Origin of the sequence: uncultured Photobacterium sp., from assembly GCF_947502415.1 — a bacterium.
Classification (GTDB): Bacteria; Pseudomonadota; Gammaproteobacteria; order Enterobacterales; family Vibrionaceae; genus Photobacterium.
The window spans coordinates 1-5658 of record NZ_CANMZV010000051.1; the positions used below are offsets into that span (position 1 = coordinate 1).

At 41.8% G+C, this 5658-nt stretch carries 5 protein-coding genes and 1 pseudogene; 2 read left to right on the forward strand and 4 right to left on the reverse strand.

The window, feature by feature from the left end; all coding sequences use genetic code 11:
* Window positions 1-73 precede the first annotated feature (73 nt).
* Window positions 74-343 (forward strand): annotated as a pseudogene (locus tag Q0852_RS23135) (transposase); the annotation flags it as partial.
* 54 nt (window positions 344-397) lie between these two features.
* On the opposite strand, the gene Q0852_RS23140 reads toward Q0852_RS23135, so the two are convergent.
* From Q0852_RS23140 to Q0852_RS23155, 4 genes are all read right to left on the reverse strand, one after another.
* A complete protein-coding gene (locus Q0852_RS23140) occupies window positions 398-1087 on the reverse strand; it encodes a pseudouridine synthase (RefSeq protein WP_299022673.1) in 690 nt (229 codons plus the stop codon).
* 781 nt (window positions 1088-1868) lie between these two features.
* Entirely contained in the window at window positions 1869-2246 is a 378-nt protein-coding gene (locus Q0852_RS23145; protein ID WP_299022676.1) for a hypothetical protein, read from the reverse strand.
* A 649-nt stretch (window positions 2247-2895) separates the two neighbouring features.
* Window positions 2896-3618 carry a hypothetical protein gene (locus Q0852_RS23150; RefSeq protein ID WP_299022678.1) on the reverse strand — a complete coding sequence of 241 codons (723 nt, stop codon included), beginning with the start codon at window positions 3616-3618 and terminating at the stop codon, window positions 2896-2898.
* Window positions 3619-3739: 121 nt separating this feature from the next.
* Window positions 3740-4168 carry a DUF4279 domain-containing protein gene (locus Q0852_RS23155; protein ID WP_299022680.1) on the reverse strand — a complete coding sequence of 143 codons (429 nt, stop codon included), beginning with the start codon at window positions 4166-4168 and terminating at the stop codon, window positions 3740-3742.
* A gap of 1063 nt (window positions 4169-5231) precedes the next feature.
* Between Q0852_RS23155 and Q0852_RS23160 the strand changes: the two genes are divergently transcribed.
* Window positions 5232-5372: a hypothetical protein gene (locus tag Q0852_RS23160; protein WP_299022683.1), complete on the forward strand. Its 141-nt coding sequence runs from the start codon at window positions 5232-5234 to the stop codon at window positions 5370-5372.
* Window positions 5373-5658: the final 286 nt, after the last annotated feature.

Consider the following 5658-nt stretch of genomic DNA (forward strand, 5'->3'; position numbering starts at 1 on the left):
GGCTGTGATGTCGGTGATCTGCTGCCTTTTACCTTCAAGCACTCTCAATAGCTAGGTGGGTAGGAATACCCGCTTACTCGGAGTCGCCCCCATGAGCAGGGAAAGCGGACGCTATAAAGGACTGCGAAAAATACAAGGTGGTCGAACCCAAGTCAGAACTGTTTTGTACATGGCAATGATGTCTGCCATGCAGTGTAATCCTATATTCAAAACCACTTATCAACGACTCCTAGCTGAAGGCAAACCAAAAAAAGTGGCCATCATCGCCTGCGTAAGGAAGATGGTTATCATCCTAAATTCGATGCTGAGAGATGGCGTCTTGTGGGATGCCAAAACAGCCTAAAATTATCTGTTGACGCCATAGTCGTTTGTTATACACAAATTTCAACCACATGATTTAATTGAAAAATGACTGCACTTCATCAGCACTTAAATAGCGCCATTGCCCAACATCAACATCTAGAGATATTTTCCCGACTTTCTCTCTATGTAACGAAACAACACGATTACCAACAGCAGCAAACATGCGCTTAACTTGATGAAATTTGCCCTCAGTTATCGTTAAAAGTACCTCTTTTGGACTAATAACTTCTAATGTTGCTGGCAAAGTCAATTTCTGTTCACCCTGTAATTTAACGCCATTCCTAAATTTAAAGGCAACATCATCTGCAATGGGGCGATATAAACCAACACGATAAACTTTTTCACATTGCTTGGTAGGCGTGGTTATATTGAACGACCAACGTCCATCATCGGTTACCAGAACCAAACCAGTTGTGTCTGCATCCAAACGCCCTGCAATATGAAGTTCAGAGATTTTATCAACATCTATATGATTGAATAAGGATGGATAAACCTCATCAATATTTGAACAAATGGTATCTGCTGGTTTATGCATCAGAATGTAGCGAAAGCTGCGAGCTTTCAGCCTTTCACCATTGAGAGTTATTTTGTTGTTTTCATGAACCTGAGTTGCTTCATTTATAATAACTTCACCATTAACTCTCACCTCCCCAACATTTATCAACTGGGTTGCTTCACTTTTCGTCAACTCGGTACTTTTACAAACAAATTTATCAAGGCGCATTGCAGACAACATTAAGAGGATGGACAAAGAAGGCCATTATCCTTAGTCACCAATAATAAGCAACAGGGCACTGACTTATGAGGAAGCTGACCGACTTTTGTGTATAACGCCTGCCATAAGGTGTGCCCCACTGAACAAGCAAAGCGCACTGAACTTCATACCACAACCGCCGAGTGTAACGCATCACCTTGATGGCCTTGTTATGGCGTAAATCCTATTGTTTTACTTACGTTTTTCGCTTAACTCTCAGCATTCTGAGGCCTTGCTCTTCATCATGCATGGAAACGGCAACAAAACCGGAACCTCATTGGCAATGAATCTGAAAGCAACTTTGTAAGCACGAAACCGACCACGAACCAAATGCCAATGCTTTGTTGCGGCACTCGGACTTAGGCAACCAAAAGCCACAGAGGAAAAAGAATCTTGTGCCCACCAAACAGATAACCGCAACCTGCGTAGAAACCATCACCGCGAGATGACAAATTGCGGCCAGAGAATTCGGGATATTCAAGACAGAATTGGCAACGAATTTTGTTTGCGCCATGCTGTAAACCGCAATAATCGCTGAACGATTCTCACGGCATTGCGACTGATAAGATATTGGAAAAACTGCCACCATTGATGAACCAATCCATGATGACTACAGTTCGTTAAGAGCCATAACGCCGGGCATAAGTTGCACCGCCACGCACCACAACCATGCCACCTAAATCACTGATGCCAACCGTATCGAAAATGCCGAGTGTTAGGTGTCGACTTGATGCCTTTGTTAGGCACGTGATTAATAAGGCAAATCATCAGCATCCACTCCAATATAATCAGGTGGTATGTAATCTTCGAACTGAACAGCTTTGATATGAGTATCCCCATTTTTAACTGCTTTACAGACACGGTGCATTCCATCCATTACACGTCCTTCGTGGCACAAAATGATTGGATAAGTTAGATCCGCTTTTTCGATTAAGATTGAATGTTCAAGAACATTTCTACATGTAGGAGTAGCACCACCCAATTCATACCAAAATGGTTCATCTAATTCCTTTATATCTGCCAGGGGAATATTTTTGACTTTAAAATGCTGAGATAATTTCAAGAGCCGAAAAACATCCCATGCGAGTAAGCCATCATTTGAATCACGAAAATGATATTGCTGCCTCATTTACCCCCCTAGTGCCTAACGCCTGGGATAAGGTGCGCCCCACCGAACCAGCAAAGCCCACTGAACTCCATACCAAAAATGCCGAGTGTAACGCGTCACCTTGATACCTTTGTTATGGCGCACTCAAGGCATCCGATCCAATCATCATGCACGCGAACGCTTCAGGATGTCCTGCTCTTGAGCAAAGATAATAACCAACGCAGAAAAAAGTTAAAGTTACCTCCATTTAACCTGCTGAATTACATCAAGAATCAGAGGTTAATTGAACTGAATAGCTCTTTTCTCAAAGCATGAACCAGTGTCACAGGCATACGGCGTAATAACCGCATACTATGAAGTTAACTGGCAAAACGACAAGTGATGAGCAGAACTTTGGAAAAGTAGCTTACTCGGAACAACAATCGAGCGTGCTGCGAACAAAACCAATTAATCTCACAGTTCGTTATACAGAAAAGCGTTCAGGTATATCGCGTAAGCAAACCGACTTAGTAGCTGCTAAGCACTACACGATGAGAATAAAGCTACCACCACGTTATTTGTGCACCTAGCGCCATAACGCCGAACATAAGGTGCGCCACGTTAAACTCTCCAAGTACACCTGACTTTATACCAAAACCGCCGAGTGTAATGCGTCACCTTGATGTTTTTGTTAGCTGCGAACTTCATCAAGCATGTCAATTTCGCGTAGAAGCATACGCCCCAATTGAGTAATACTTCTGTAGCTCACAGCTGGTTTCCCTGAAATCTTGTCAAATTCAGGCATATCAGTATTTCTATCTATACGTATATGACTACGAATTAAGCCAAGCCTTTCAAGGTGCTCTCTATAACTTTTTTGAAGAGCAGACTTATCAAGTTCAGGTTCCGGTGCTCCAATGTATGAATGAGCAGGTTCAAGAATATTAGCGTGCTGAGCACGAAACTCCTCATCTCCACCGACAGTAGGATCTAGATAAAACCTAAGCCATATTATTTCCGTATCATTTAGTTCAGAGAGTAAGCCAAGCAGGTACTTTGAGTCATGCAACTTTATATTTTCGTCAGATATACCATTTGCGACAATAGCTGCAATATATGCCCTTCGTTCATCAGTTATGGCACGCGAAGCATGTATATAACCGTCTTCCATTAAAGAAATAGATTCATCTTCTTTCATTCGTTGTCGTAGGCTTTCTTCATCAGAATTTGCTAACCTTTTCTCCAGCTCAGTAACATACTTTGTAAGCCGATCAATTCTTTGATTTGGAATTAATGTGTCGACTAACTCAGAAAGTAATGGCCCAACAAAAGGAACAGCGCCAACAAGTGATTTTCCAGCTGATGCAATTAGATCATTTCTATTACTTGATATTAAATTATGCGAATTGCTCATTATTCCTCCAAACAGCTAACGCCTGCAATAAGGTGTGCCCCACTGAGCCTGCAAAGCACACTGAACTCCGAACCAAAACCGCCGAGTGTAACGCATCACCTTGATTGCTTTGTTATGTTTATTATTCAGGATAAGCATCTAAGCCAATTGAAATGTACAATTCCGCGGTCGATTTTAATAGATCAGGTTCAAAGCGTACGCTCATATTAATGCTACCCTCACTAAACCAACCTATAAAATACTCTATATATCCACCCGACCGATACAGTTCTTCAAAATATTCTTTATTCGATTGAAATCGTTCATTTTGTTTAGCAATAAAATCCTCCATTAGCACCTGGCTTGAATGAAGTCTTTTTTCATCGTGTAAACCTAGCCTCCAGAATGATTCCTTATTTACTCCACCTAATAATTTCCCGCTATATGATAATCGCGGCTCACCGATATTTCTAACTATAGAAGGCGTAACGTTCAATTTTTCACTAATCTCATTAGTATCGACTGTTGGGTGGGAAATACTTAAAGAAACGCAATAGCTGTAATCAGGCATAAACTCTCCTTAAAACATAACGCCGGGCATAAGGTGCACCAACACCGAACCTACCAAGCGCACTAAACTCCATACCAAAACTGCCGAGTGTAACGTGTCACCTTGATGCCTTTGTTATGGCTATATTTCAAACAGTTAACTTGAATTTGGCACGCTACCGCCGAACAGAATTATTTACCTGCCATATGATTAAGGCATCATACAACAAACAAAAGGTATAAGTTTGAAATCGCTCAATTTTGGCCTTAAATATTAGGCACCTAGCCTCTTTTGAATGGATTTTGTGCAGGTGGTTTTGAGAGAAATTAGTTCAGCAGTTCATGAAGAAAGAATTGCTCTTTACCTACTGATATAAACCGGAAGCTTCGGAAAAGTAGCAAAGATTAAAATCTGATAACCCTTAGCCAAAAGTTGAAAGCTGGTTTTCGATGAAGTTTCTGGCATTTCTGATAGCAAGCACAACAGGAAAATCAAGCGTGCTGCGGACAAAGCCCGACAATCTCACAGTTCGTTATACCGCAAAGCGTTCAGTTATATCACCGGAGAAGATCGGCTTGATAGCTGCTAAGCTTGACCCGCAAACACTGAAGCGAACACCACGTTGCCTGTGCTTTTAAGCCATAACGCCGGGAATAAGGTGCACCAACACCAAACCAGCCAAGCGCACTAAACTCCATATCAAAACTGCCGAGTGTAACGTGTCACCTTGATGCCTTTGTTATGGCTATATTTCAATCAGTTAACGTATTTTTGGCACGCTACCGCCGAACAGAATTATTTACCTGCCATATGATTAAGGCATCATACAACAAACAAAATGTATAAATTTGAAATCGCTCAATTTTGGCCTTAAATATTAGACACCTAGCCTCTTTTGAATGGATTTTGAACGGGTGGTTTTCAGAGGAATTGGAGCAGTAGCCACAGGACAAAGAATTGCTCTTTACCAACAGATATAAATCGGAAGCTTCGGGGAAAATAGTAAGGATTAAACCCTGATACCCCCTTTCTTTCGATGATGTTTCTGGCATTTCTAACAGCAAGCACAACAGGAAAATTAAGCGTGCGGCGGACAAAACCCGACAATCTCACAGTTCGTTATACCGACAAGCGTTCAGTTATATCGCCTGAGAAGTTCGGCTTGATAGCCGCTAAGCTTGACCCACAAACCTTGAAGCAAACACCACGTTGCCTGTGCTTTTAAGCCATAACGCCTGCAATAAGGTGCGCCACGATGAACTAACCAAGCACACCGGACTCCATACCAAAACCGCCGAGTGTAACGCGTCACCCTTGATTGCTTGTTATGGCGATACTCACAATCCGCTTCACAGCTACAACAACCTACTGTAATTTGGTTATTTTACCTAGCGAAACGAACACACTACCGCCCAATTATCAGGTAAACTAGCAAGTTTGTAATACCAAATAAAACAGCTATGAGATACCAAAGCAAACCTCAATATTCTGAATTTTTAATGCCTCCAGAG